The 22863-nt window shown below is 58.1% G+C and carries 18 protein-coding genes and 4 pseudogenes; 16 read left to right on the forward strand and 6 right to left on the reverse strand.

Features of this window, described 5'->3' with window-relative positions:
* Positions 1-15: 15 nt before the first annotated feature.
* Positions 16-891, reverse strand: a complete 876-nt coding sequence (locus tag QA637_RS29620) for a LysR substrate-binding domain-containing protein (RefSeq protein WP_283067410.1) — start codon at positions 889-891, stop codon at positions 16-18.
* A 139-nt stretch (positions 892-1030) separates the two neighbouring features.
* Here QA637_RS29620 and QA637_RS29625 point away from each other — a divergent pair, with 139 nt between their 5' ends.
* Positions 1031-1417: an ectoine synthase gene (locus QA637_RS29625; protein ID WP_283067411.1), complete on the forward strand. Its 387-nt coding sequence runs from the start codon at positions 1031-1033 to the stop codon at positions 1415-1417.
* A gap of 266 nt (positions 1418-1683) precedes the next feature.
* Here QA637_RS29625 and QA637_RS29630 read toward each other — a convergent pair whose 3' ends face one another.
* The gene (locus QA637_RS29630; RefSeq protein ID WP_283067412.1) at positions 1684-2127 is read right to left on the reverse strand and encodes an acyl-CoA thioesterase; all 444 of its coding nucleotides are present in this window, start codon (positions 2125-2127) and stop codon (positions 1684-1686) included.
* Entirely contained in the window at positions 2124-3077 is a 954-nt protein-coding gene (locus QA637_RS29635) for a 3-hydroxyacyl-CoA dehydrogenase NAD-binding domain-containing protein (protein ID WP_283067414.1), read from the reverse strand. The genes QA637_RS29630 and QA637_RS29635 overlap by 4 nt, the downstream gene beginning before the upstream one ends.
* Before the next feature lie 197 nt (positions 3078-3274).
* On the opposite strand from QA637_RS29635, the gene QA637_RS29640 reads away from it, so the two are divergent.
* Positions 3275-4207: a LysR substrate-binding domain-containing protein gene (locus QA637_RS29640; RefSeq protein WP_283067416.1), complete on the forward strand. Its 933-nt coding sequence runs from the start codon at positions 3275-3277 to the stop codon at positions 4205-4207.
* A 395-nt stretch (positions 4208-4602) separates the two neighbouring features.
* A complete protein-coding gene (locus QA637_RS29645) occupies positions 4603-5487 on the forward strand; it encodes a beta-keto acid cleavage family enzyme (RefSeq protein WP_283067418.1) in 885 nt (294 codons plus the stop codon).
* 152 nt (positions 5488-5639) lie between these two features.
* On the opposite strand, the gene QA637_RS29650 is transcribed toward QA637_RS29645, so the two are convergent.
* A complete protein-coding gene (locus tag QA637_RS29650) occupies positions 5640-6437 on the reverse strand; it encodes a 3-hydroxybutyrate dehydrogenase (RefSeq protein WP_283067419.1) in 798 nt (265 codons plus the stop codon).
* A gap of 460 nt (positions 6438-6897) precedes the next feature.
* On the opposite strand from QA637_RS29650, the gene QA637_RS29655 reads away from it, so the two are divergent.
* The 12 genes and pseudogenes from QA637_RS29655 to QA637_RS29710 all read left to right on the forward strand — a co-directional run bounded on the left by QA637_RS29655 (position 6898) and on the right by QA637_RS29710 (position 18538).
* Positions 6898-8769 (forward strand): MBL fold metallo-hydrolase, encoded by a 1872-nt coding sequence (locus tag QA637_RS29655; RefSeq protein WP_283067420.1) that lies wholly within the window; start codon positions 6898-6900, stop codon positions 8767-8769.
* A 372-nt stretch (positions 8770-9141) separates the two neighbouring features.
* Positions 9142-9942, forward strand: coding sequence for an amino acid ABC transporter ATP-binding protein (locus tag QA637_RS29660; protein WP_283067422.1), 801 nt, complete (start codon positions 9142-9144; stop codon positions 9940-9942).
* 69 nt (positions 9943-10011) lie between these two features.
* Positions 10012-10791 carry a transporter substrate-binding domain-containing protein gene (locus QA637_RS29665; RefSeq protein WP_283067423.1) on the forward strand — a complete coding sequence of 260 codons (780 nt, stop codon included), beginning with the start codon at positions 10012-10014 and terminating at the stop codon, positions 10789-10791.
* 21 nt (positions 10792-10812) lie between these two features.
* Entirely contained in the window at positions 10813-11505 is a 693-nt protein-coding gene (locus QA637_RS29670) for an amino acid ABC transporter permease (RefSeq protein ID WP_283067425.1), read from the forward strand.
* Positions 11502-12251, forward strand: a complete 750-nt coding sequence (locus tag QA637_RS29675; protein ID WP_283067426.1) for an amino acid ABC transporter permease — start codon at positions 11502-11504, stop codon at positions 12249-12251. The genes QA637_RS29670 and QA637_RS29675 overlap by 4 nt, the downstream gene beginning before the upstream one ends.
* A gap of 528 nt (positions 12252-12779) precedes the next feature.
* Positions 12780-13421, forward strand: coding sequence for a CoA transferase subunit A (locus QA637_RS29680; RefSeq protein ID WP_428843196.1), 642 nt, complete (start codon positions 12780-12782; stop codon positions 13419-13421).
* A gap of 16 nt (positions 13422-13437) precedes the next feature.
* Positions 13438-14067 carry a 3-oxoacid CoA-transferase subunit B gene (locus QA637_RS29685; RefSeq protein ID WP_283067429.1) on the forward strand — a complete coding sequence of 210 codons (630 nt, stop codon included), beginning with the start codon at positions 13438-13440 and terminating at the stop codon, positions 14065-14067.
* 72 nt (positions 14068-14139) lie between these two features.
* Positions 14140-15321, forward strand: coding sequence for an acetyl-CoA C-acetyltransferase (locus QA637_RS29690; RefSeq protein WP_283067430.1), 1182 nt, complete (start codon positions 14140-14142; stop codon positions 15319-15321).
* A 15-nt stretch (positions 15322-15336) separates the two neighbouring features.
* A pseudogene (locus tag QA637_RS29695) lies at positions 15337-15798 on the forward strand (UPF0262 family protein); the annotation flags it as partial.
* Positions 15798-17384, forward strand: a pseudogene (locus QA637_RS29700) (recombinase family protein); the annotation flags it as partial. The pseudogenes QA637_RS29695 and QA637_RS29700, both read left to right, overlap by 1 nt.
* Positions 17385-17391: 7 nt before the next feature.
* Entirely contained in the window at positions 17392-17610 is a 219-nt protein-coding gene (tnpB, locus tag QA637_RS29705; protein ID WP_428843185.1) for an IS66 family insertion sequence element accessory protein TnpB, read from the forward strand.
* Between the two features lie 96 nt (positions 17611-17706).
* Positions 17707-18538 (forward strand): annotated as a pseudogene (locus QA637_RS29710) (IS66 family transposase).
* Between the two features lie 229 nt (positions 18539-18767).
* On the opposite strand, the gene QA637_RS29715 reads toward QA637_RS29710, so the two are convergent.
* Positions 18768-19484, reverse strand: coding sequence for an IS110 family RNA-guided transposase (locus tag QA637_RS29715; protein ID WP_283067431.1), 717 nt, complete (start codon positions 19482-19484; stop codon positions 18768-18770).
* Positions 19485-19532: 48 nt separating this feature from the next.
* Here QA637_RS29715 and QA637_RS29720 point away from each other — a divergent pair.
* Positions 19533-19940: pseudogene (locus tag QA637_RS29720) on the forward strand (ATP-binding protein); the annotation flags it as partial.
* A gap of 656 nt (positions 19941-20596) precedes the next feature.
* Here the strand turns inward: QA637_RS29720 and QA637_RS29725 are convergent.
* Positions 20597-22186 (reverse strand): N,N-dimethylformamidase beta subunit family domain-containing protein, encoded by a 1590-nt coding sequence (locus QA637_RS29725; RefSeq protein ID WP_283067432.1) that lies wholly within the window; start codon positions 22184-22186, stop codon positions 20597-20599.
* Positions 22187-22863 lie beyond the last annotated feature (677 nt).

Here is a 22863-nt window from a genome sequence, read left to right on the forward strand (position 1 = left end):
GCGGAGCGTACAAACTCAGCCCGTTGCCGGATCGACGACCTGTCGGAACCAATCGCAGAAGGCAGCCACCGCCTTCTGGCGTGAAGCCTTGCTGATCAAGAAATAGCTTTCGGTGTCAAGAACTGAGATATCCGAGAGGACGATGAGATCGCCGTTTTGGATTTCCCGCCTGCAGACCTCGACCGGACAAAGCGCAACGCCGTGCCCGGCAATGGCGGCGGTCGCGAGCAGATTGAAGTCCTGGAAAACCGGACCTGTTGGCGCTCGACCTGGCAGGAGGCCAGCTTTCGAGAACCATTGCTCCCAATGAGTGATTGTCTCGTCGTGCAGGAGGTCCGCTGTTGCAATCTGTTCGGCACTCGTCAGATCGCTTTTTCCTTCTAGATAGCGCGGGCTCGCAACGGGTTTGTTCACCCGGGAAAATAGCCGCGTGCAAAGAACACCGTCCGACGTGTCCGCGCCGAGTGTGATGAGCACATCGCAGCCGGTTTCGCGCAAACGCTGCTCTGCCATGGCATAGACTACCTTGACCATGATGTCGGCATGAGTGGCGAGGAAATTGCTAAGTGCCGGGATCAACCAGCGTGTTGCGATCGAGGGAATGCAGGCGACGGTGATCTCCGATTTCGTCCTGCGTCTCAAGGCTTCTGCTTCAGCGGCAATGCGGTTGAAGCTTGCACAAAGCGCTTCCGCGAGCCGTTCCGCTTCCGAGGCGAGGCGGACGCCGCGCTTTTCTCGCAAAAACAGAGGGCGGCCGAACCATTCCTCCAACTGCCGGATCTGATGGCTCACCGCAGCATGGGTTACATGCAGCTCGTCGGCGGCGCGCGAAAAGCTTGCGAGACGGGCGGCGGCCTCGAACACGCGCAAGGCACCGAGGGGCGGCAGCATATGTAAACACTCCTAAACTATCCGGTTAGGAATCATCATTTGTTCGCTCTGAAAATCAAGCAGATAAGGGAGAGGCATCGCGATCATTCTGCACTCGCGTTACCGCAACTGTCAATTTTTTTAATCCGAGGAGAACGCCATGTTCGTGCGCAGCCTGCAAGATGTCGAAGCCACTGATTGCTTTGTCGAGTGGGGCAGCGGTACCAGCCATCGCCTGCTGACGGAAAAGGACGGCATGGGCTTTACCGTCTGCCACACGGTAGTCAGGGCAAACACGGTTTCGCTGCTTGAATACCGCAACCATCTCGAGGCTTGCTACTGCATCGATGGAGAGGGTGAGGTTGAGGACATGGAAGGCAATGTCTTCCCGATCCGCAAGGGCGACATCTATGTGCTCGACAAACATGACCAGCACTATTTGCGCGGCGGTCGCGACCAGGACCTGATCCTCGTCAGCGTCTTCAACCCGCCACTCAAGGGCACAGAGCGCCACAATCTGAATGACTCATCAGGCTCGGCCTACTGATAAGGCAACTGAACCCGGGAAATAAAAGGGCTGAATCCTTCAGGTTTTAGCCCTTTTATTTTCCTTTGGCGCATTGGCCTCGTGCACAAGCTCCGCACGCCACCATTCTCCCGCACATCCGTCTGACCTGCCCGTCAGCCTCGATGCCCTGAGCCCGCCCCCATGGGCCAAGGCTGATAGCTGATTAAAGGTACGCATCGCTTTAATTGTCTTTAGAGCACAAGAACGAGGCAGCGCAGCACCGCCACCACGCATCGTCTGATCAGCTATTCTTGCTTGCGTGTTATCGAGAGCTTCGGCACGACGTCCGCCGACGGAGTTGGCCAGGACAAAAAGTGGCGGGTGATATCTTCGTTGAAGTTCGCCACCTTGCGGCTGTCGGGGTCAAAACACAAGTTGAGCGTCTCGACACTGCACATCAATTCCTCGCCACTTCTGATGTGGTGGAGCAGCTGAAATCTCTTGTTGTCGAAAGCAACCAACGCTGAAACTACCTCTACACTCATTCCGAGACGCAACTCTCGCAAATAACGAACGTGGGTTTCCGTCATCACAAATTCGAGCTTGCTCGCCAGCGAGTCGTTCGCCCGCTTCCAGATATCCAGCGAGGCCATATCAGCCACGCGCTGGTACTGTAGAAAGTTGACGTGATCGAGCTCGTCGATCCAGTCGCGTTCGACCTTTCCCTCCCAGGTTACTACCCAACTCATTGGGCGCCACCATTATGCTTCCTGACGTCCTCAAGAAGCAGCCTGATTTTGGCGATCCCTTCGTTTCTCAGAGCGACCAGTTTACTCTGGCCTTCAGCGCCGATACCTCGGCACACTTGATCGGCGTAAGCGTTCATCAGAGCCTTGTCCGCCTTGAAGGACGCAGGAGCCGTGTAGCCGCTTTCCATCTCATGCGCGAGCAGATCGACGAACTCCTGGTATAGGGAAGGATCGCGAGCTCCGAGATAGAATACCGAGGAGGGGCCTATCACAGCCCATCTGATAGCCGGGCCGGCTACGATCGCTCTGTCGATTGCCTCGAGATCCGCTACACCCTGCGAGAATAAGTAGAGAACTTCACGGAAAACGGCAAACTGGATCCGGTTACCGATGTAGCCGTCGATTTCTCGTACCAGTTCGACGACTTCGCAACCTGTAGTCTTATAGAATTCGGTTGCGATAGAAATCGCCTGCTTCGCCACATCACCCCCCGCCAATTCCACGAGCGGAACAAGATAAGGAGGGTTGAATGGATGGCCGATAATAATCCGCTCCCTGTGCTTCGCGTTGCGCCTCAGATCGGCCGCAAGAAAACCAGACGAACTCGAAGCAATAACAGCTTCGGCTGGCGCTAAGTTGTCGATCTGCGAAATCAAAGCGATCTTGGCATCGGCGTCTTCCGTGGCGCTCTCTTGGACGAACTGGCAATCCGAGAGCGCTTCCTCAAGATCCGTCGTGAACTTTACGCGGGATGGCGATGCGCCGGGTGCCAGCCCAAGCTCCTGTAAAGACGGCATCGCTCTGTCTAATGACTCCCTCAAATAGGCTTCGCGGCCAGCGGACTGATCGTGGACAGTCACATCCAGGCCACTCCGCATGAAGTGTGCCGCCCAGCCTGAGCCGATCAAGCCAGCGCCCACGCAGGTGACTTTAGAAATCGCTTTGTTCATTCAGTTTGGCTCCAACTGGTTGCTTCAGCTCGGCGACGATCCTCAACTCGTGTTGAATGCGCAGTAAACCTGGCGCAGTGAGATTGACCTCTTACGCGCTACCCATGGACCTGCTCGCATCGCCTCCCATTCTGCCTTCGACGTATACAACGAAAGGTCTGCCAAGATCGGTTCTTATTGCAGGTGGATATGTGAATATGATAGACGAGTTGAGCATGAAGCTCCCGCCATTGCAGTCACTTCGATCCTTTGAAGCCGTCGCGCGAATGCTCAGCGTTACGCGAGCGGCCGACGAACTCTGCGTGTCCCACTCCGCTGTCAGCCATCAGATCAGAAAACTGGAAGAGTGGATTGGCATTCCGCTTGTCGAACGCAACGGCCGGGGCATCCGGCTGACCGAGGCGGGCGAACGTTACAAGCTCAAGGTTTGCGAGGCGTTCGAAAGCATCAACGCGGAAACCGAACTTTTGCGGCAGCGCAGCTCCTCTCCAATGGTGCGGGTGTCGTGTCTACCGATGTTCGCTGTTGCTTGGTTGATGCCGCAGATGCACGATTTTTGGGGTAAATTTCCGGATGTTCAGGTAGCGATTCAATATGCACGGGCAGCTAAGGTCCTCGACCCAGATTCCGTGGATGTCGGCATTCAGCATGGCAATCCAGGTGACTTTCCAGCTTTTGTCGCCATCCCACTTCTGGACGGAACGACGGTGGCAGTCGCCTCGCCGGAGTATCTGCAGCGCAACAACTATCAGGATCCCACGGATTTGCCGCGTCTGACTCTATTGCATGATGATGATCGAAAGTTCTGGGGTCTCTGGCTTAGAAAGATTTCGATCGATTTCGATGTCGATCCGCAGCTTTCCGAAACAGGAACAATCTTTCCGGACGGCAATCTAACGTTAGCTGCATGTCTGGCGGGGGAGGGGGTGGCGCTCTTGCCTCGCAGCGTTGTCCTGTCTCAGCTGAGGGCGAAGACGCTTGTCTCCTTGTCGACTGTGGCCATCGAAGAGGAAAAATCATACCTGCTTCTCACACCTAAGAACCGGCCGGTTCCACGTAGCGCCCTTTGTTTTGCGCAATGGATGCAGTCTCTTCCCGGCACGATTAAGATCGGCGTCCCAAAAACCTAGCTGTGCAACCATTTCTCTGTATTGTCTTGCAGAGCTGACGCTGCGCCGGTGATGAGGTGTCTTGCACAGTAAAAGACCGTTTTCCCAAACTCGCACAAGTTTCCTGTCCGACCACATCGGCTAGGATCGTTCATGTTAGTGCGCGAACGATGGCGACTTCCTCCGACAGCCCCTCCCGCCTCTGACTAAGCGGAAATGTCAATCTCATTCACGTTTCCCTCGCCAACTTTCACTTGTTTCGAGGCCCGAAGTCTCCGTTAGCTATGAATACGCTTCACAGTAAACGAGGCTTCTAACCAGCCGTCCCGACCAAGCGTTCATTCAACGGTCCAGCGCTGATCCTATCGGCGCTGATGCCGCCGGGCGGAAAGCTACATCAATCATCGGAGATAAACATGAATCGCGAACCCTTCATTACTTGCGCCGTAACAGGCGGAGGCGACTTCGCAGCTAAAAGCCCACATGTACCGGTCACGCCCTTGGAAATCGCAGATAGCGCGCTCGAGGCGCATGAAGCGGGCGCGGCCATTGTTCATCTTCATGTCCGCGATCCAGAAACCCGACTTGGTAGCCGGGATATCGGACTCTATCGAGAACTCGTCACGATAATCCGTGAGCGCAACAAGGACGTGATCATCAACCTTACTGGCGGGATGGGAGGTGAGATCCTGTTCGGCTCGGCAAGCTCCCCAATTCCTCTGGCCGTCGGAACGGACTTCGTCGGTCCGACCCAGCGTATGGAACACATCCTGGAGCTGAAGCCGGAAATCGCCAGTCTCGACACCGGGTCTTTGAACTTCGACGACTCGCTCTATGCAACAACACCTACGTGGTTGCGGGAAATGGCGGATAGCTACAAGGAAGCCTCTGTTCTTCCTGAGATCGAAGTTTTCGAGCTTGGCCACATTGAGCTGGCAAAGCAGCTGATCAAGGAAGAGCGTATTTCACGGCCGCCACTCTTCCAGCTTTGTCTCGGAATCAAGTATGGCGCCCCCGCTACGCCGGACGCGATGATGGCAATGCGAAACGCCTTGCCGTCCAATGCCACCTGGGCGGGGTTTGGCCTGGGCGCCATGCAGCTGCCGATGGCCGCTCAAGCGGTGCTCATGGGCGGGAACATCAGAGTCGGCCTTGAAGATAACCTTTACCTGGAACGCGGCGTCCTCGCAACAAATGCGCAGCTGGTTGCCAAGGCTCGCCAGATCGCCGAGGCGATGGGGGCAAGAATTCGCTCTGCCTTGGAGACGCGGACGTTGCTCAACCTGCAGCCTCGCGGATAAAACCCATAATGAACGGAGGGCGTTGCGGCCGGGCAAAGGCCGCAACGCCCGTTGAATAGCAGAGCGGATTTGCTATGCGCCGCAAGTCCGACGCAACCCTATCGTGGTTGCGGCACCGCGTTGCAGGGCGATCGCACCGGGTGCGACCGCTTTCAGACCACTAAGCTCCCGCCGTCGATCGGAAGGGCAATGCCGGTAATCGACTTGGCAGCGTCGCTGCAGAGGAACAGAACGCCGGCCGCGATTTCGTCCGTTTCCACGAAACGGCGGGTGGGCATATCCGTCAGAAAATAGTTCCGGGCAGCTTCGGCAAAAGAATATTGAAGCTCCGCAGCCTTCGCCTCGACCTGCTTCGCGACCAACGGCGTTAACACCCACGCCGGGCAAACGGCATTGCACGTGATACCAAGCTGAGCCCCCTCGAGAGCAATCTCTCTCGTCAAGCCAAGTATGCCATGCTTGGTCGCCACATAGCCGGATTTGCGCGCTTCCGCGGTGAACGAGAGGGTCGAAGCTGTGTTGACGATTCGCCCCCAGCCACGCTCTTTCATCTGGGGCCAGACCGCTCTTGTCGTGCAGAAAGCTGCAGTCAGATTGATCGCGAGAAGGCGCTGCCATTGCTCGTCCGGGAACTCCTCAATATCTGCCAAGTGCTGGGCACCGGCATTGTTGACCAGGATGTCTACTCTGCCGAGCTCGGCGGTGACAGCCCCAACCAGATCGCTTGCTTGCTTGAGGTTTGACAGGTCGTGACCGAAATGCTTCGCTTGGCGCCCAGTCTCCTTGCAGATGTCGTTATTGATCGCTGCAATCTCTTCTGAAGACGCGAAGCCGTTCAATGCCACATCGGCCCCATTGGCAGCCAGCATCCGAGCAATTGCCAATCCGATGCCGCTTGTTGATCCGGTTACCAAAGCGACCTTGCCCTGAAGTGGTACGGAGATGTTCATCGGCAGACCTTTCGTGTCCTTGAGATAAAAATCATCGGTATTCCGAGGCCCTTCAGAAAACTGGGCCGAACAAGAAATAACAAGTGAATCCGCGCGCTTTCCTGTGAGCAGAATTCACGAAACAGCTGCAAGGCCAATGCTATTCTTGACGCAGGAACGCAGGCTGCCTCCCCATTGCTCGCCTCTTCTCCGTTGCGCGCCCGGTTCAAATGGCGGCTTCTGCCGCAGACGCCCCTTCGGCCGTTATGGGAAAGAGGCGTACTGTAAATGCAATTCACGTGTTCGCCTCAAAAGATCAATTGAACGACTTGCTCTCGTCACCGAGCATGTGGGCACCGGGAAGAGCGATGGCCGGCGGACAGATCTTCTCCTGTTTTGAGCTAGTTGGTTTCACCTCAATGATCCACCGCCTTTCGGCACTGCCGCGCGCAAGCATCTCAGCACCTTAAAAGGAGGTCAAATGTCTCTCATCCAACTCTCCGAACACCTTTGGACATTTCGAGATACTTGTAATGTGTACATTCTGAAAAGTGGCCTGGAGTGCCTGCTGATCGATACAGGCTCTGGCGCTGTCTTGCAGCATCTTCACGCTATCAGCATCGAACGGGTCGACTGGGTTCTACATACGCATCATCATAGGGATCAGTGCTGGGGAACGCCTATTGTTCAAAGCGCCGGAGCCAAAATTGCAGTGCCGGAATACGAACGCCATCTGTTCGACAATGTCGAGGCTTATTGGCAGGCTCGGCGCATCTACGACAACTACAACGACAGCAATACGTTTTTTTCGCTAGGAGAAAATCTTCCGGTCGATGCTGTTCTCGAAGACTACGGCACTTTTTTCTGGAAGGAGTACAAGTTCCGAGTACTCCCAGCGAAAGGTCATACATACGGCATGGTGAGCCTGATCGTCGATGTCGACGGTAAGAAAGTTGCGTTCATAGGCGATCTGATGACATGCGGGGGAAAACTCTACCAACTGCACGCGATGGAGTATGGCTATGGTGATCTTCTTGGCGTCGAATTTACAATGCAGTCGATCCTTGCCCTAAAAAAGGAAAAGGTCGAGAGCGCCTACCCATCTCACGGGGCAGCGATCACCGAGGTCAAGGGAGATATTGAAAAATTAGAATCGAGGCTCGAAGCGCTTTCCATCGTCGGCAGGCTTTGTACATCGGGCCGTGACAATAATAATTTCAATGAAAGCCAGGTCATTCGTGAGAGTAGGCTACAGCAAATTAACAAACATCTGCTGTGGGCAGGACCTTATACATGTTCCAATTTTTACATTGTGCTGAGTGGCAGCGGCCACGCAATGTTGATTGATTACGGTTTGGCCTCGGAGGGGCATCTCCATGCCGGGGCCGATTCCGATGGGGTGCAGGCCCTGCGATTCGTCGAGCATCATATTGACCAACTGCGCGACGATTATGGAGTGAGGCATATTGAACTCGTTGTGCCAACCCACATTCATGACGACCACATCTGTGGAATACCGTTCCTCCAGCGACATTTCGGTACGCAGTGCTGGGCTCTCGACTGTATTGCCGATGTCATTGCCGCCCCCGCCGCATGGGCGAGCACCCCCTGCTGCTTCCATAAGCCGATCGAAGTGCAACGAATTCTGCGCGATGGTGAGGTATTTCAATGGAGGGGATTCGATTTTGAAGTTCATTACGCTCCAGGACAGACCGAATACCACGCAATAATTCTAGGCAACATCGACGGCAAGCGGATCGTTTTCGGCGGAGACAATCTGTTCCTTTTCAATCCGGGGGCCGGAGGGATTGAGCGCGAGATTGCCATCCAGACGACGGTCATGCGCAACAGCTTTCAGTTGGACATGCATCGCCGGTGCGCGAATGTAATGCGGGCGGTAAAACCTGACCTTGTGTGCCCGGGGCATGGAAAGTTGATCGCCATGGATCAGTCGAGGATTTCCGAGTACACGGACTATATCGAACGTAAGGAAGCAGCCCTTCGCGATATAGTCGATGAACCCGCCAATCATTTCATCGATATATTCTGGGCACGAATGCTGCCATATCTTTCGCAAGCCCGGCCAAACGCCAAGCTTACATACACGGTTAAGATCCGCAACAACTTGGAGCGCACGGCTGTGTACGGCGCTCGCCTCCGGCCGGCACTTGGTTGGGCCTCAGATGGCGAGGTCGAAAGCATTACGCTTCAGCCAGGGCAGCAAGGCGAGATATTACTTGGTGCCACTGCACCGTCTCAGGTTGATCCGCGACGAAGACTCATAACGGCCGAAATTCTGATTGACGGTGTATCGCAGGGACCTGTCTGCGAAGCCCTCGTTTCAACGATATAAGAGGTCAGTTGAGGACGCTTGCGGTTCGCCCCTAGCCAGTTTCCATTGGCATCATAGCAGCGGCTTGTAAGCCGCCCGCTGTTCCCAAGCCACTCTCCAGAACCGCTTCTGCCGCTGACGGACGGGCTGCCTTCCTCTCACTTCGGTGCCCATTATGTGATTCATTTAATGGATGTAAGCTTCTCCGACTCCAATCGCCGAGCGGAATTGTGAGCTCGATTCACATGTTGTGCATAAAAGATCAATTGAATTGGCGGCCGTCGTCGGCGAGCATGCAGTCTAGAGAATAGAGCGATAGCCAGTGAGGAAATCGCCTGCTGCTATGAGCAAATGGGCAAAGTTTGCCGCAGCTGAATAAATAAGGGGAATGATGTGGACCCAAGCTCGACATTGCCGCGAGAGCAATTACTCGAAGTTCGCAATCTACACAAGTCGTTTGGTCCTGTGGAGGTGCTGAGAGGTGTTAGCATCGACGCCGCGAAGGGCGATATTGTCACACTGATCGGCCCTTCGGGTTCGGGTAAAAGCACCCTGCTGCGGTGTCTGAATTTTCTGGAGAAGCCGTCCTCTGGAGCCGTGGTTCTGGGTGGCGAACGCTTTGAGGCGCAGGAATTCTTAAAGCCCAATCGCGCGGCGCGCGCCCGACTGATTGCCCTTCGGCGGCGCGTTGGTATGGTGTTTCAATCGTTCAATTTGTGGCCCCATCGCAGCGCCCTCGGAAATGTCATGGAGGGGCCGCTGCAAGTGTTGCACGCCTCGCGTGCCGACGCGGAGGAGCGTGCAATGGCGCTCTTGGCGCGGGTTGGGCTTGCCGAGCGGGCCCATGCATATCCGGGTCAACTTTCCGGCGGCCAGCAGCAGCGGGTCGCAATTGCGAGAATGCTCGCAACAGAACCGGAAGTGCTGTTGTTCGATGAACCGACGTCAGCGCTCGATCCTGAGCTTGTGGGCGAGGTTTTGAGCGTTATGCAGTCGCTGGCTCAAGAGGGCCGCACCATGCTGGTCGTCACTCATGAGATCGCGTTCGCGCGGGATGTCGCGAACAAAGTCATCTTCATGAGTAAGGGTGCAATCCGGGAGGAGGGCTCACCGGACGAAGTTCTACGCGGCACGAGGTCAGAGGAACTTCAAAGCTTCCTCAGTCGGTTCCGTCGCGACGATGTCCCGCTGTGAATGACAGGGGAGCGTGATGCGCCAACGCAAACAGGTGCAATAACTACCAACGAAAGAGGGAACAAAACAATGAGTACTCCACGTCGCTCGGTACTTCTAGCCACTGCTGCGCTAACCTTGGCATCTGCACTTCCCGCCTTGGCCCAGGAGAAAGTCGTCGTAGGTTTTGATGGGTCTTACCCACCATTTGCATCCGTCGGCACCGACGGGGAGCTGAAGGGTTTTGACGTCGATCTCGTCAAGTCGATCTGCGCCAGTGAAAAACTGCAGTGCGACCTTCGTAATGTGCCGTTCGATGGCATCTTTGCTGCACTCGAAGCCGGCAAGATTGACGTGATTGCCGCCGGCATGGCTATCACCGAAGAGCGAAAGAAAAAGTATGCGATGCCGGGGCCGTATCTCAAAAGTCCGCTTGTTTATATGGCTTTGACAGCCTCGACCGTTGACGGCACCACGAATACCTTAACCGGCAAGACGGTCGGCACGGTCGCCGGCAGCGTTCTTGAAAAGTATCTGAACGAGAACATGGCATCTGTTGTTCAAGTGAATACATACGATAGTATGGACGCGGCAGTCTTGGACCTGGACTCGGGGCGCTTGGATGCCGTGTTGGGTGAGTTGGCGCAGCTGCAGCCTGCCTATATTCAAGTCAAGTCCGACGCGTATAAGATTGCCGGAGAGCCAATTTTCGACGCGAAATATGCCGGCCTCGGCAAGGGACTTATCATACGTCTTGACGATAAATCTCTCGCAAAGTCGTTCGACGATGGGCTTGCAACCCTAATCGCCAACGGCACCCACGCTCAACTCACGAAGAAGTGGTTTGGGGTTGAAATGCCGGCGAATTGACCGGGTCTTCGGAGATCTGCCATGACCGCAACTCTTCCCTATCTGGGCTTTATCATCGAAGGACTGACGGTGACAATTGGCACAACGCTCGCGATCTTTGTGGGCGCTATGCTTATCGGCGCGGTAGTTGCTTTGAGCAACACCAGTGAGAAAGGCGTGCTCGTAGTTCTTGCACGGGGATATATCACGCTTTTTCGCGCCTTGCCGGAGCTTCTTTGTATCTTCATCGTCTACTACGGATCTGATGTTGCGTTGCGTGTCATGGCAGCACGCTTTGGCACCCCCTATCCGGATGTGTCACCATTTGCTGCCGTTGCGTTTGCACTCGGTATTCAATTCGGAGCCTATTGCGCCGAAATCTTCGGGGATGCACGTAGGGCGATTCCCCAAGGATTGATCGAGGCGGCTGAAGCGTTGGGTCTCGAACCGGGGCAAGTCGTAAGACGCGTGACCCTTCCGCTGATGTTCATGAATGCGACACCAGCGCTCGGAAATCTGTTTCTCGTTGTCCTGAAAGTCTCAGCGCTTGCTTCCGCAATCGGCCTCGAAGAGGTTACCAGGCGCGCCAAGATCGTCGCTGGGACAACGAGGGAGCCGTTTGCGCCTTATGCGATCGCTGCCGTGTGCTTCCTCGTTATTACTGCGATCGCTGGATTGTTGCAATCTTATCTCGAGCAGCGTTCACGGTTCGGCCGGAGCCTTGTAAGATCATGATGACTGAACTCCTATTGTCGACTGACCTTTGGCTGGCGATTCTCCGCGGGCTACAAGTTACCATTCTCATAACCGTTCTATCGGTGACAATCGGGCTCGTTGGTGGAATCGGGCTGGCCCTGCTTCGGCAGTTCGGTGGACCGATGGCTCGCGCGCTCGCGTTCCTCTACATCTTCCTGTTCAGGGGAGTGCCGTTGCTGATCCTCCTTTATTTTCTGTACTACGGTGTGCCGCAGCTTTCGATATTGCGTAATGGTCCGCTGTGGACTTATGTCTTCAGTTCGCCGTTCGTCACGTGTCTGCTTGCCTTTAGCTTGAATAATGCCGCCTACTTGGCGGAGGTGGTTCGCGGCGGCATTCTTGCGATCAAGCCTGGCGAAATCGAAGCGGGGTACGCGCTCGGATTGTCGGGTCCAAGGGTTGTTAGGCGCATAATCCTGCCCCTTTCTCTGCGAAATTGCCTAGGAGGAATCGCAAATGAGACGATTTTCACGATTAAGGCGTCGGCAATCGCGAGCGTCATCACGGTTCGGGACCTCCTTGGCGAAGCGCAGCGTTTCGGAACTGCGTTTTCCGACAACATCACCCCACTCATTGCCGCCGGGCTCGTCTACGTGCTGCTTGTCCAGTTCGTGGAATGGGGTACACGGTTCTTGCGAGCTCACTTGCACGGCGTTAGCCGCCCTGCGATCAAGGCCGCCAGTTCGTCCCCCGTGGAGGCAGTATCTACAAATCGCAGCATCTAAGGCAACTTCCCTGCAACTTTGCCACCCGGTGCAGATCGCTGTCGGCGCATTTTTCGATTTTTCGCAATCGTGCAGACAATTGATCGCGGACCGAATTTGGTCAGAAGCGGCCTTGTGTCGCCGTGGGGTTGGTTGCTCGGTCTGGTCGCGTCTGAATAGGAAATAGGCGCACATTCATCTCATTCATCCGTTCGCAGCGCGTCCACTCGACATCGAAAGCACGAAAAAAAGCTCCGATGCACCTCAGCGTATTTTCATCAAGTCGCCGATCGTCAGTCCATGTGTCCTTTCGAAGATATGTGCGCCGAATTCACATTTCGGCTCGAAAACGAGACGAGTAATGGAGACAGCAGTTTGATAGCATTTTGAGGCGGGAACCATCGTACACATCGTCGCCTGAGCAGCTGGTTAAATTGGCCCTCTGCGGCGATGGCGGTTGGCTCGTACAGCTCCAGACGGAGGAGTAGTGACGTGAACAAGATTTTTTCCAATCCCCGCTCGGTGCTTGAAGGCTTGCTGTCTGACGGGATGTTCATTGCCGCGGGCGGTTTTGGCCTTTGCGGCATACCGGAACTGTTGATCGACGCCATCCGCGAGGCGGGCGCCAAAGACCTGACGATCGCATCGAACAATTGCGGCGTCGACGACTTCGGGCTTGGCGTGCTGCTGAAGACGAAGCAGATCAGGAAGATGATCTCGTCTTATGTCGGCGAGAACGCCGAGTTCATGAGGCAGTACCTTAGCGGCGAGCTCGAACTGGAGTTCAACCCACAGGGGACGCTTGCCGAGCGCATGCGTGCAGGCGGCGCCGGCATTGCCGGCTTCTACACGAAGACCGGGGCCGGCACCGTCGTTGCCGAGGGCAAGGAGCAGAAGATCTTTAACGGCGAGATCTATGTGCTCGAAACCGGGATCGTCGCCGATCTTTCGATCGTCAAGGCCTGGAAGGCGGATACATCCGGCAACCTCGTCTTCCGTAAGACGGCCCGCAACTTCAATCCGCCGGCGGCCACCTGCGGCAAGATCTGCGTCGCCGAGGTCGAGGAGATCGTGCCGATCGGCAGCCTCGATCCTGACCAGATACATGTGCCGGGGATCTACGTGCATCGTCTGATCCAGGGTCAGCACGAGAAACGCATCGAGCAGCGCACCGTGCGCGCAGCGGCTTGAGGGCAGGGGGAGACACATGGCCTGGGACAGAAACCAGATGGCGGCGCGCGCTGCCCGCGAACTCGAAGACGGCACCTACGTCAATCTCGGCATCGGCATACCGACGCTGGTCGCCAATTATATTCCGGACGACGTGCATGTGACGCTGCAATCGGAGAACGGCCTGCTTGGCATCGGCCCGTTTCCGACCGAAGACCAGATTGACGCCGATCTGATCAATGCCGGCAAGCAGACGGTGACGGCGCTGCCGCATTCGGCCTTCTTCGACTCGGCACAGAGCTTTGCGATGATCCGCGGCGGCAAGATCGCCATGGCGATCCTCGGTGCCATGGAAGTTGCCGAAAACGGCGATCTCGCCAACTGGATGATCCCCGGCAAGCTCGTCAAGGGCATGGGTGGCGCGATGGATCTCGTTGCCGGCGTCAAGCGGGTGGTGGTCGTCATGGACCACACCAACAAGGCAGGCGAGTCCAAGGTGCTGAAGGCCTGCACCCTGCCGCTCACGGGTAAGAGCGTCGTCGATCGGATCATCACCAATCTCGGTGTCCTCGACGTCGTCGAGGGCGGGCTGAAGCTGGTCGAGCTGGCCGAAGGTGTCAGCGACGGCGAGATCCGCAGCGCCACCGAGGCGACCATCGTCAACTAGGGCTTCGGCTTATTGCCGAGACGCTGGACCCGGCACGCTGTCGGCTTCGCAGGAACAAGAGAGGAGATCACTATGAGCACCCCATCGATCGTCATCGCCAGCGCCGCACGTACCGCGGTCGGAACCTTCAACGGCGCGTTCGGCAACACGCCCGCGCACGAGTTGGGCGCCGCCGTCATCAAGGGCGTGCTCGAGCGCGTCGGCGTCGAAGCCGGCGAGGTGGACGAGGTGATCCTCGGCCAGGTCCTGCAGGCCGGCGAAGGCCAGAACCCGGCCCGCCAGGCGGCAATGAAGGCCGGGATCCCACAGGAAAGAACCGCCTGGGGCATGAACCAGCTCTGCGGCTCCGGCCTCCGGGCGGTCGCCCTCGGCATGCAGCAGATCGCCACCGGCGATGCGGACATCATCGTTGCCGGCGGCATGGAGTCGATGTCGATGGCGCCGCATTGCGCGCATCTTCGCGGCGGGGTGAAGATGGGCGACTACAAGATGATTGACACGATGATCAAGGATGGCCTGACCGACGCCTTCCACGGCTACCATATGGGCATCACCGCCGAGAACGTCGCCCGCCAGTGGCAGCTCAGCCGCGAAGAGCAGGACGCCTTCGCGCTCGCCTCGCAGAACAAGGCCGAGGCTGCACAGAAAGCTGGGCGTTTCGCCGAGGAAATCATTCCCTTCGTCGTCAAGACCCGCAAGGGCGACGTCACCGTCGACCAGGACGAATATATCCGCCATGGCGCAACGCTCGACCAGATGACCAAGCTGCGCCCGGCTTTTGACAAGGAGGGTACGGTCACCGCCGGCAACGCCTCCGGCCTCAATGATGGCGCCGCCGCCACCCTGCTGATGACGGAGGCGCAGGCCTCCAGGCGTGGCATCCAGCCGCTTGCCCGCATCGTTTCCTGGGCAACGGCCGGCGTCGATCCGCAGGTCATGGGCACCGGCCCGATCTCGGCTTCGCGCAAGGCGCTGGCGAAAGCCGGCTGGGCGATCGGCGATGTCGACCTGGTCGAAGCCAACGAGGCCTTCGCCGCCCAGGCCTGCGCGGTCAACAAGGACCTCGGCTGGGATCCGTCGATCGTCAACGTCAACGGTGGCGCGATCGCCATCGGCCATCCGATCGGTGCTTCCGGCGCCCGCGTGCTCAACACACTGCTCTTCGAAATGAAGCGCCGCGGCGCCAGGAAGGGACTGGCGACGCTCTGCATCGGCGGCGGCATGGGTGTCGCCATGTGCGTGGAAGCCCTGTGAGGGGAGGGCAGGGTCATGACCTCGGCCGAGTACCGTCTCTACGACGTATCGCTCGATCGGTCGTTCGGTGGCCGGGACGCGACCATTGAGCGAGAGCAGGCGCTCGCGATCATCGACCTGCTAGATTGCAACACATTCATGCCGGTCGGTCACGACGGCGGGCCTTATCGCCTCAAGATCGAAGCCGTAGATGGGCGCATGGTGCTGCATATTGCCGACGATGCGGGCGAGCACGTCGTCAGTCACTACCTGTCGCTCACCCCCTTCCGCCGGCTGCTACAGGACTACACCCGCATCTGCGAGAGTTACTATGACGCCGTCCGCCACCCTGGTCCTGAGCGGCTGGAAGCAATCGACATGGGCCGGCGCGGCATCCACAACGAGGCTGCCGAACTGCTGAAAAGCCGGTTGTCGGCGAAAGTGAACATCGACAACGACACCGCCCGCCGGCTGTTCACGCTGATATACGCGCTCCTCGGCAGCGCGGCATTGCCGCCCGCGACTCCAAGGCCGGGCGCGGGGAGTTCCGTTTTATGCTGCCTCCGGGCTTCTGCTGGAGCGAGGCGGGCAAGATCGAGATCGATCCGGACGAGCATGTGGCTGAGACGATCCGGCTTGTCTTCGCCAAATTCCGCGAGCTGGGGAGCGCCCGACAGGTCTTCCTGTGGCTACGGTCGGCCGGTATCAAGATGCCTGTCGTCTTGCGCAACGTCGAGATCTGCAAGCTGATCTGGAAGGCGCCCGCCTATCATAGCGTCATGCAGATCCTCCACAACCCGCTCTATGCCGGAGCCTACGCCTTTGGCAGACGCGCACAGCGGACGCTGATTGTCGGTGGCCGCGCTCGCAAGGCCAACGGGCTGCGCAAGCCCAGGGATGAATGGAACGTGCTGCTGCGCGACAATCATCGCGGCTATATCAGTTGGCAGGAATATGAAGAGAATCAAAAGCTTCTGCTTGAGAACGCGCACATGAAGAAGAACTGCGCGCGCAAATCGGCGCGCTGCGGACGCTGCGGCAGAATGATGCGTGTCTTCTACGGCAGTGCGAAGGGCAACGCCCACCGCTATCAGTGCCGCGGCGACGACGCGCACGTCGGTGTCGGCCTGTGCATCGGTATTGGCGGCGTCAGAATCGATCGCGCAATCGCCGCCCAGATTCTGGAAGCGGTCTCGGACCGCGCTGTCGAGGCGGCGATCTTCGCCTCGGATCAGGTCGAGCGGTCCAGGAGTGATATCATCACCGCCGTTGAGCGAGAACTTGAAGGCGCGCGGTAGCTTGTGGATCCGGCCAAGCGGCATGTCGCTCGCGAGTTGGAGGAGCGGTGGAATGATGCGCTCGAACGCGTAAGCGCGCTTGAAGGGAAAATCGATGAGCTATCTGCACTTTCGGCCGCACGTCCAGCAATCGATCGCGGTCGGCTCCTTCAGCTTGCCTATGATTTGCCGGCGGCTTGGAACGCGCCGTCGACCGATACGCGTACAAAGCAGCGGCTCATCCATATTCTGGTTCAGGAGATCGTTTGTGACCTCGACGATGCGACCAACGAGGCCGTGCTGCTGATCCACTGGACCGGCGGTCGCCACACCGAGGTGCGCGTTGCACGCGTCAAGACCGGCAGATATCCGAGCGACATAGCCCCATCCGCCGTCGAGGCGCTGCGAAAGCTTGGCGGACATTGGCCAGGTCGTGAGCTGGCGGTAACGCTCAATCGAATGCACTGCAAGACCGGCGATGGCGAGGGCTGGACGACCGTGTGCGTCCGCAACATGCGCGAGCGCTTGGGAATACCAGAACATGATCCCACCAAAGCCGCCGACCAGATGATCAGCCTGATGAAGGCCGCCGAGCAGCTCGGCATCTGTGTCGGATCGGCGAAGAGCCTTGCGCTCAAGGGTATATTGCCGGCAACACAAATCTTGCCGGGCTCCTCTTGGATGGTGCCTGTTGAAGCACTCACCTCCGAGACCGTGCGGATAGGTGTCCAGCGCGTGATCGATCGGAGGCCGAAGTTTTACGAGGATTGTCAATACGATAAGGTCATCCGACTCCCCGGAATCTGACAAAGGGATGCATTATGAAACCCGCTGTAGCGGCCTGATCAAGGTGATCTGGCACGATGGCCAGGGTGCCTGCCTGTTGACGAAGAAGCTGGAGCGCGGCCGGTTCATCTGGCCGTCGCCGGCCGACGGCACGGTGGTGATCACGCCGGCGCAGCTTGGCTATCTGCTTGAAGGCATCGACTGGCGAATGCCGCAAAAAACCTGGCGTCCGACGTCGGCAGGATGAGCAAAACCGCTGGCACGGCGGGAGCGAATATGAGTCCATCCCGCCATGACCGATGCGGCCGATCAGCTTCCCGACGACCTCGCCAGTGCGCATGCGATGATCCTCGCCGAGCGCGCGGCTCCCCGTGAAGCGGAAGCCGTTGCCGCTCGAGCCCAGTCCGTGAACTCGCATTCGGATGCTCTGATTGCCCGGCTCCGGCTGGAGATCGAGAAGCTGAAGCGCGACATCCACGGCAGCCGCGCGGAGCGCAAGGCCAGGCTTCTCGAACAGATGGAGTTGCAGCTCGAGGAGCTGGAGGCCGACGCCAGCGAAGACGAACTGGCGGCGGAGATGACGGCACGCTCATCCACGGTCAGGGCGTTCGAGCGCAAGCGTCCGTCGCGCAAACCTTTCCCCGAGCATCTGCCGCGCGAGCGCGTCGTCATCGCCGCTCCACCAAACTGCCCGTGCTGCGGTTCGGCCAAGCTTTCCAAGCCGGGCGAGGACATCACCGAGACGCTGGAGGTGATTCCGCGCCAGTGGAAGGTGATCCAGACCGTGCGCGAGGAGTTCTCCTGCCGCGAATGCGAGAAGATCAGCCAGCCGCCGGCACCCTTCCATGTGACGCCGCGCGAGGCGCATGTGCTGGCCGCCGAGCGTCTGCATGGCGACGACACCACCGTGCCGATCCTCGCCCGCGGCAAGACCGATACTGGTCGCATCTGGACCTATATCAGGGATGACCGGCCGTTCGGCGGAACATCGCCGCCGGCGGCGCTCTATTATGCCTCGTGCGACCGGCGGCAGGAGCATCACCGGCATTCTGCAGGCGGACGCCTATGGCGGCTACAACCCGCTTTTCAAGGTGGATCGTGATCCCGTTCCGTTGACGCAGGCGCTGTGCTGGGCGCATCTATGGACGCCCCCGGTTTTGCAAGGAGTAAATTAGCGAAATTTGGCGAGCGCCGCGGCTGCAGTCATCTATTCGGCCTCTCAGCGTATCACACCCTGTGATACCGGCCTTGATGGTAGATCCGCAAATCAGCGCCCAACCACGCGACGCGAACTCGAAGTTCGATGCGCCCAACGGGCTCTGCTGATTCCGGTTAACCCGGCTTTGCCATCATTCGCCTTCTATCCTCGCAACCGCTTCGACCAGCGGTGGCCGAACTCGAGAATCATGCCATACTTATTGCCACTGGCCGGGTTGGGTGGTTGTAGGTCCCGCCAAAGCGGAGCAAAACCCAAACGACACGTGCTGTCTTGTTAGCGGTCGCGACCGCTGCAACGTTGGCAGGTCTTCTGTCTCTCAGCTTTGCTAGCCAGGTCCAGGAACGACCTCTCCAACGCATGATTGAGCGACTGCCGTGGATGAGCAATCTTCGCAGATAACCATTCCCGCGCTTGCTAATCCCACCAAGGCTCTCCTTGCCGCCAGTCGAATGTTGTCGCGGAACTAATCCCAAGCAGGCCGCGAAATGACGGCCCGATTTGAAGTCCGTGGGCTCTCTCATCGAGGAAACCAATGCGGTGGCGGTGATGACACCGACGCCGGGAATGCTCATCAAGCGCCGGCAGACATTGCTGTTCCTCGCGACGGCAATCAAGTCGCGATCGATCTTGAAAAGTTTAGCACTGCCTTCGCGAAGCTGGTTGACGAGGTATTGCAACGCATGCCGAGCGACTGCCGGAAGCTCATCGCAGTCGGGGTCTTCTATCAGCTTGGTCAAGAGACCGATTTTATGTGACCGATTGGGGCCGATGATGCCGAACTCCGCCAGATGTCCTCGGATTCCGTTGATCAATTGGGTGCGCTCGCGAATGAGCATCTCACGAACCCGGTGAATTACCAGAACTTCCTGCTGCATCTCCTCCTTGATCGGAACGAAGCGCATTGTTGGTAGCCGCGGCGCACAGCCGAGATCTCCATCGGGAGCCCGTTCTTATCCCTCGTTACCGCGGCCACCCTCGTTGCGATGTTAGCCAAAGCCCACAGCGACGGCTCACTCGACAAACAGTTGACGATGCTCGCCCGGCCGAAATTGCTGATCATCGACGAGCTCGGTTATCTCCCCTTCGAGGCGAACGCCGCGCACCTGTTCTTCCAACTGGTGCCCCGACGCTACGAAAAAGGATCGATCCTGATCACATCAAACCGTTCTGTCGGTGAACGGGAAAGCGGATTTGGCGATCCCGTGGTGGCGACGGCGATCCTGGATCGCTTACCCCACCATTCCACGGTGATTACCATCCGTGGTGATAGCTACCGCCTTCGCGAGAAGCGCCGCTCGAAACAAACGAAACGCGAAATCAATGAAGGGGGTCAGACTTTCGTTTCGCCAAAGGGGTAAATTTTCCCTTCGCTTGAGAGCTTCGTTATGGAGAAGTCTCGAGCGAGCGCGGCCGGGATTCTCGTCGCACTTTCCGGAGGCGATTAGTTGGAGGTATCAAGAGGAAGATCTTCTTTGCAGGGGACCATTTGGCAAGCAGATAGCCTGCGACGGTCGTTCGCCTTTTGAGTTTGCTTGAAAGGACCGCGTGGAGAAGGTCTGCCTCCAACGTTTGGCGGCCGGGAATCAGTTGGACTCAACGATTCATCTCGCCAAAAGAAGTCCTTCGATGCCACTTCTTCCCGACGCTCTCGCGGCGACGTTGGCGCGCTGTATTAGTCTGAGCGTCGCCCGCCGGCAGACACTGGTGATGCTGATCTTGGGCATGATCATGGCGCATACGATGGACCCATGCTATCTTGCCGCAGCCTTCGCTGGCCAAACTGACGCCCACTTGACGGCGCCTGCAGTGGTTCTTCCATCAAGTTCAACCCGATGGGGATGGCCAAGGCGCTGGTGACTTTGATGCTGAAGCGCGAAGGGTGGGACATCAACATAGAAAGGTTCCGGTCGCCGTCACCTGCGGGATGCGCCCCGCCTTGGGCTTGCGGCCAGATCGCCCGTCTATGCTGCCTTATTGCGCAACCATGGGTGTCCGGCTTCACCGGAATACGCAATCACACCGGCCCGAGATACCGGTTGAGCACATTGCGGGTTACGATTTCAACCATGGGATCGCGCCTCAGTAGGCCTGCCACCCATTCGCTAACCCCGGCATGGAATACCTCGCCCTTGCCGCGCTTGAAGTTGACGATCATGCCGTTCCCATACTTATTGGGCATGCTCGCGTCCCCGTACCAGACGTAATCTCCGGACGCGAGATCGGCATTCTCCTCCAATTTTGTCGCCATGCCGACAGCCAGGATTTCGAGCCCATCCGGTGCGCCACTCGTCGGCGAAGGGTAGGGCAGGCCGTTGCGGAGCTCGTAATCCAGCCCATCCACCTCGTAGCCAAAGATATGGCTTTCGTCGCCGAGCACGTCGCCATAAAAAAGCCCGGTCTTGGCGAAGGCCCAGTGCTCCGGACGATAGATCGGAAAGCCGCGCACCCCGCGAGGTGCAAAGCCGCGCCAGCCGGCATAGACGCCGTCGCTCGCGTTGAGGCCAAAGGTCTGGCTGCCGGGGCGGGCAACTTCCGGCGTTTCCCATTCAAGGGCGGCGCGACGCACATCGTCACTTCTGAGAACCGGGTCGTCCTCGGGGCACCCCCAGTAACTGACCTGGTAGCGGCCCTCGTCCTCAAGCCTGACCTGACTGGCGAAGTTGCCGGCGAACCGCGCTACATGGCCGCCCTGGTCGACATAGGCGTCCACCGCATCACGCATTTCCCAGGTCCAGTACTCATCATGGCCGGTGAACACGACGCAATCATAGTCGAGCAGGATCTCCGGCGAGAAGTGCAACTCGTGCTGGCTGGCGAGATCGATGCCGTAGCCGGCGCGCTCGGCGAAGCGGAAGAAATGGCCATCATAGGTCGCCCAGCCGGCCGAGGCGTATTTCTTCGAATGACCGGTGGCGTAGGCCCATTCCAGGTGTGGAGCACGCGGCGAGGTCATGGGCGGCATCGCCACCTCGATCGTCGCGCGTGGCGCTTCGGGCGGCAGCACGATGAAGCCCCGGCCCCAAGGCCGCTGCGTCGACACGAGCCGCGCAGACTGGTCTCGGTTCGGCCCGATGATACCTTCGTAGTGGCTGGAGCCGCCCCAGGTGTTGTAGGCGAGCCAGGTTCCGGTCGCCGCCACCTGCAGGATGCGTCCGGGTTTGCGGCCCCTATTCGGCAATACGATCAGAAAATGATGGCAGCGGATCGGCCTCTCGTCCCGGCCTTTCGCGGTCAACGTGATGCGATAGCCCCCCGACGCCCAATCGTCGCCGATGGGGAATTCAAAGGTTGTATCCCAACCGCAGCCCTCTACCGAGCAGTGCTCCGGCGTGTCCTGCCAGCGCGCAGCGATGCCGCTGCGTTGGAACACCGTCGCCTCGATTGCGCCATCGCGCACGATCTCGATCGCAAAGACGGGCGCCGTCGAACTCACTTGCAGGCGTACCTTTTCGCCGGGCCGATACGAAAAGCGGTCGCTGTAGCACCAGATCTCGCCACGCACACCGTCCATGCCGGGTCGCTCGTAATAGTGGCTGTTTATGGCCAGCAGCTGCTGCTGACGCGTCAGCCCGAAATTAGGAAAATCCTTTGGAAGCTGTATCATGATGGTAAACCCAAGGTTATATATGTCATCTCTTCTCTTCGCGGGCACCTACCCGGAGAATTCGAGCCGCAGCCGTTGGAGCGGATCTCCAAATTTGGGAGTCGACTGTCGCACAGCACTGTCCTTCCAGATTGAGCCATGTCCATTCCCAAGATCCGCCGGTCAATAGCCTCGCTTCTGGAAGGCTATGTTTGACGAGATTCACGACTTCATCTCCGAGAGCATTTAGCTGAAGGATAGATGGACACGAAGAAGCTGAAAATGTCGTCCGCGTTATGCGTATCGGCGCTTCGTTATGAAGAAGTCTCGAGTGAGCGCCGCCGGGATTCTGGTCGCATTTTCGGAGGCGATACATAATTGGAGGGTTCACGGGAAGATTTTCTTTGCAGGGGAACCATTTGGCGGGCAGATAGCCGTCCTGCGCGGAAAACGGTACGGTCGTTCGCCTTGCAAGGGCCGCGTGGAGAAGGTCTGCCCCCAACGTTTTGCGGCCAGTTGGAATAAAGGATTCATCTCGCCAAAGAAGCATCCTTCGATGCCAATTCTTCCCGACGCTTTCGTGGCGATGTTCGCGCTGTGTTAGTCTGTGCAGCGACCGCCGGCAGACACTGGTAATGCTGACCTTGGGCATGATCCGCTCGCGTACGGTGAACCTATGCTATCTTGCCGCAGCCTTC

This window comes from Sinorhizobium terangae (assembly GCF_029714365.1).
Lineage (GTDB): Bacteria > Pseudomonadota > Alphaproteobacteria > Rhizobiales > Rhizobiaceae > Sinorhizobium > Sinorhizobium terangae.

Excerpts from the sequence above, each read along its gene's own strand:
- QA637_RS29620 (WP_283067410.1), bottom strand. The coding sequence starts at position 891 with ATGCTGCCGCCCCTCGGTGCCTTGCGCGTGTTCGAGGCCGCCGCCCGT.
- QA637_RS29625 (WP_283067411.1), top strand. The coding sequence starts at position 1,031 with ATGTTCGTGCGCAGCCTGCAAGATGTCGAAGCCACTGATTGCTTTGTC.
- QA637_RS29630 (WP_283067412.1), bottom strand. The coding sequence starts at position 2,127 with ATGAGTTGGGTAGTAACCTGGGAGGGAAAGGTCGAACGCGACTGGATC.
- QA637_RS29635 (WP_283067414.1), bottom strand. The coding sequence starts at position 3,077 with ATGAACAAAGCGATTTCTAAAGTCACCTGCGTGGGCGCTGGCTTGATC.
- QA637_RS29640 (WP_283067416.1), top strand. The coding sequence starts at position 3,275 with ATGATAGACGAGTTGAGCATGAAGCTCCCGCCATTGCAGTCACTTCGA.
- QA637_RS29645 (WP_283067418.1), top strand. The coding sequence starts at position 4,603 with ATGAATCGCGAACCCTTCATTACTTGCGCCGTAACAGGCGGAGGCGAC.
- QA637_RS29650 (WP_283067419.1), bottom strand. The coding sequence starts at position 6,437 with ATGAACATCTCCGTACCACTTCAGGGCAAGGTCGCTTTGGTAACCGGA.
- QA637_RS29655 (WP_283067420.1), top strand. The coding sequence starts at position 6,898 with ATGTCTCTCATCCAACTCTCCGAACACCTTTGGACATTTCGAGATACT.
- QA637_RS29665 (WP_283067423.1), top strand. The coding sequence starts at position 10,012 with ATGAGTACTCCACGTCGCTCGGTACTTCTAGCCACTGCTGCGCTAACC.
- QA637_RS29670 (WP_283067425.1), top strand. The coding sequence starts at position 10,813 with ATGACCGCAACTCTTCCCTATCTGGGCTTTATCATCGAAGGACTGACG.
- QA637_RS29675 (WP_283067426.1), top strand. The coding sequence starts at position 11,502 with ATGATGACTGAACTCCTATTGTCGACTGACCTTTGGCTGGCGATTCTC.
- QA637_RS29680 (WP_428843196.1), top strand. The coding sequence starts at position 12,780 with ATGTTCATTGCCGCGGGCGGTTTTGGCCTTTGCGGCATACCGGAACTG.
- QA637_RS29685 (WP_283067429.1), top strand. The coding sequence starts at position 13,438 with ATGGCCTGGGACAGAAACCAGATGGCGGCGCGCGCTGCCCGCGAACTC.
- QA637_RS29690 (WP_283067430.1), top strand. The coding sequence starts at position 14,140 with ATGAGCACCCCATCGATCGTCATCGCCAGCGCCGCACGTACCGCGGTC.
- tnpB (WP_428843185.1), top strand. The coding sequence starts at position 17,392 with ATGCATTATGAAACCCGCTGTAGCGGCCTGATCAAGGTGATCTGGCAC.
- QA637_RS29715 (WP_283067431.1), bottom strand. The coding sequence starts at position 19,484 with ATGCGCTTCGTTCCGATCAAGGAGGAGATGCAGCAGGAAGTTCTGGTA.
- QA637_RS29725 (WP_283067432.1), bottom strand. The coding sequence starts at position 22,186 with ATGATACAGCTTCCAAAGGATTTTCCTAATTTCGGGCTGACGCGTCAG.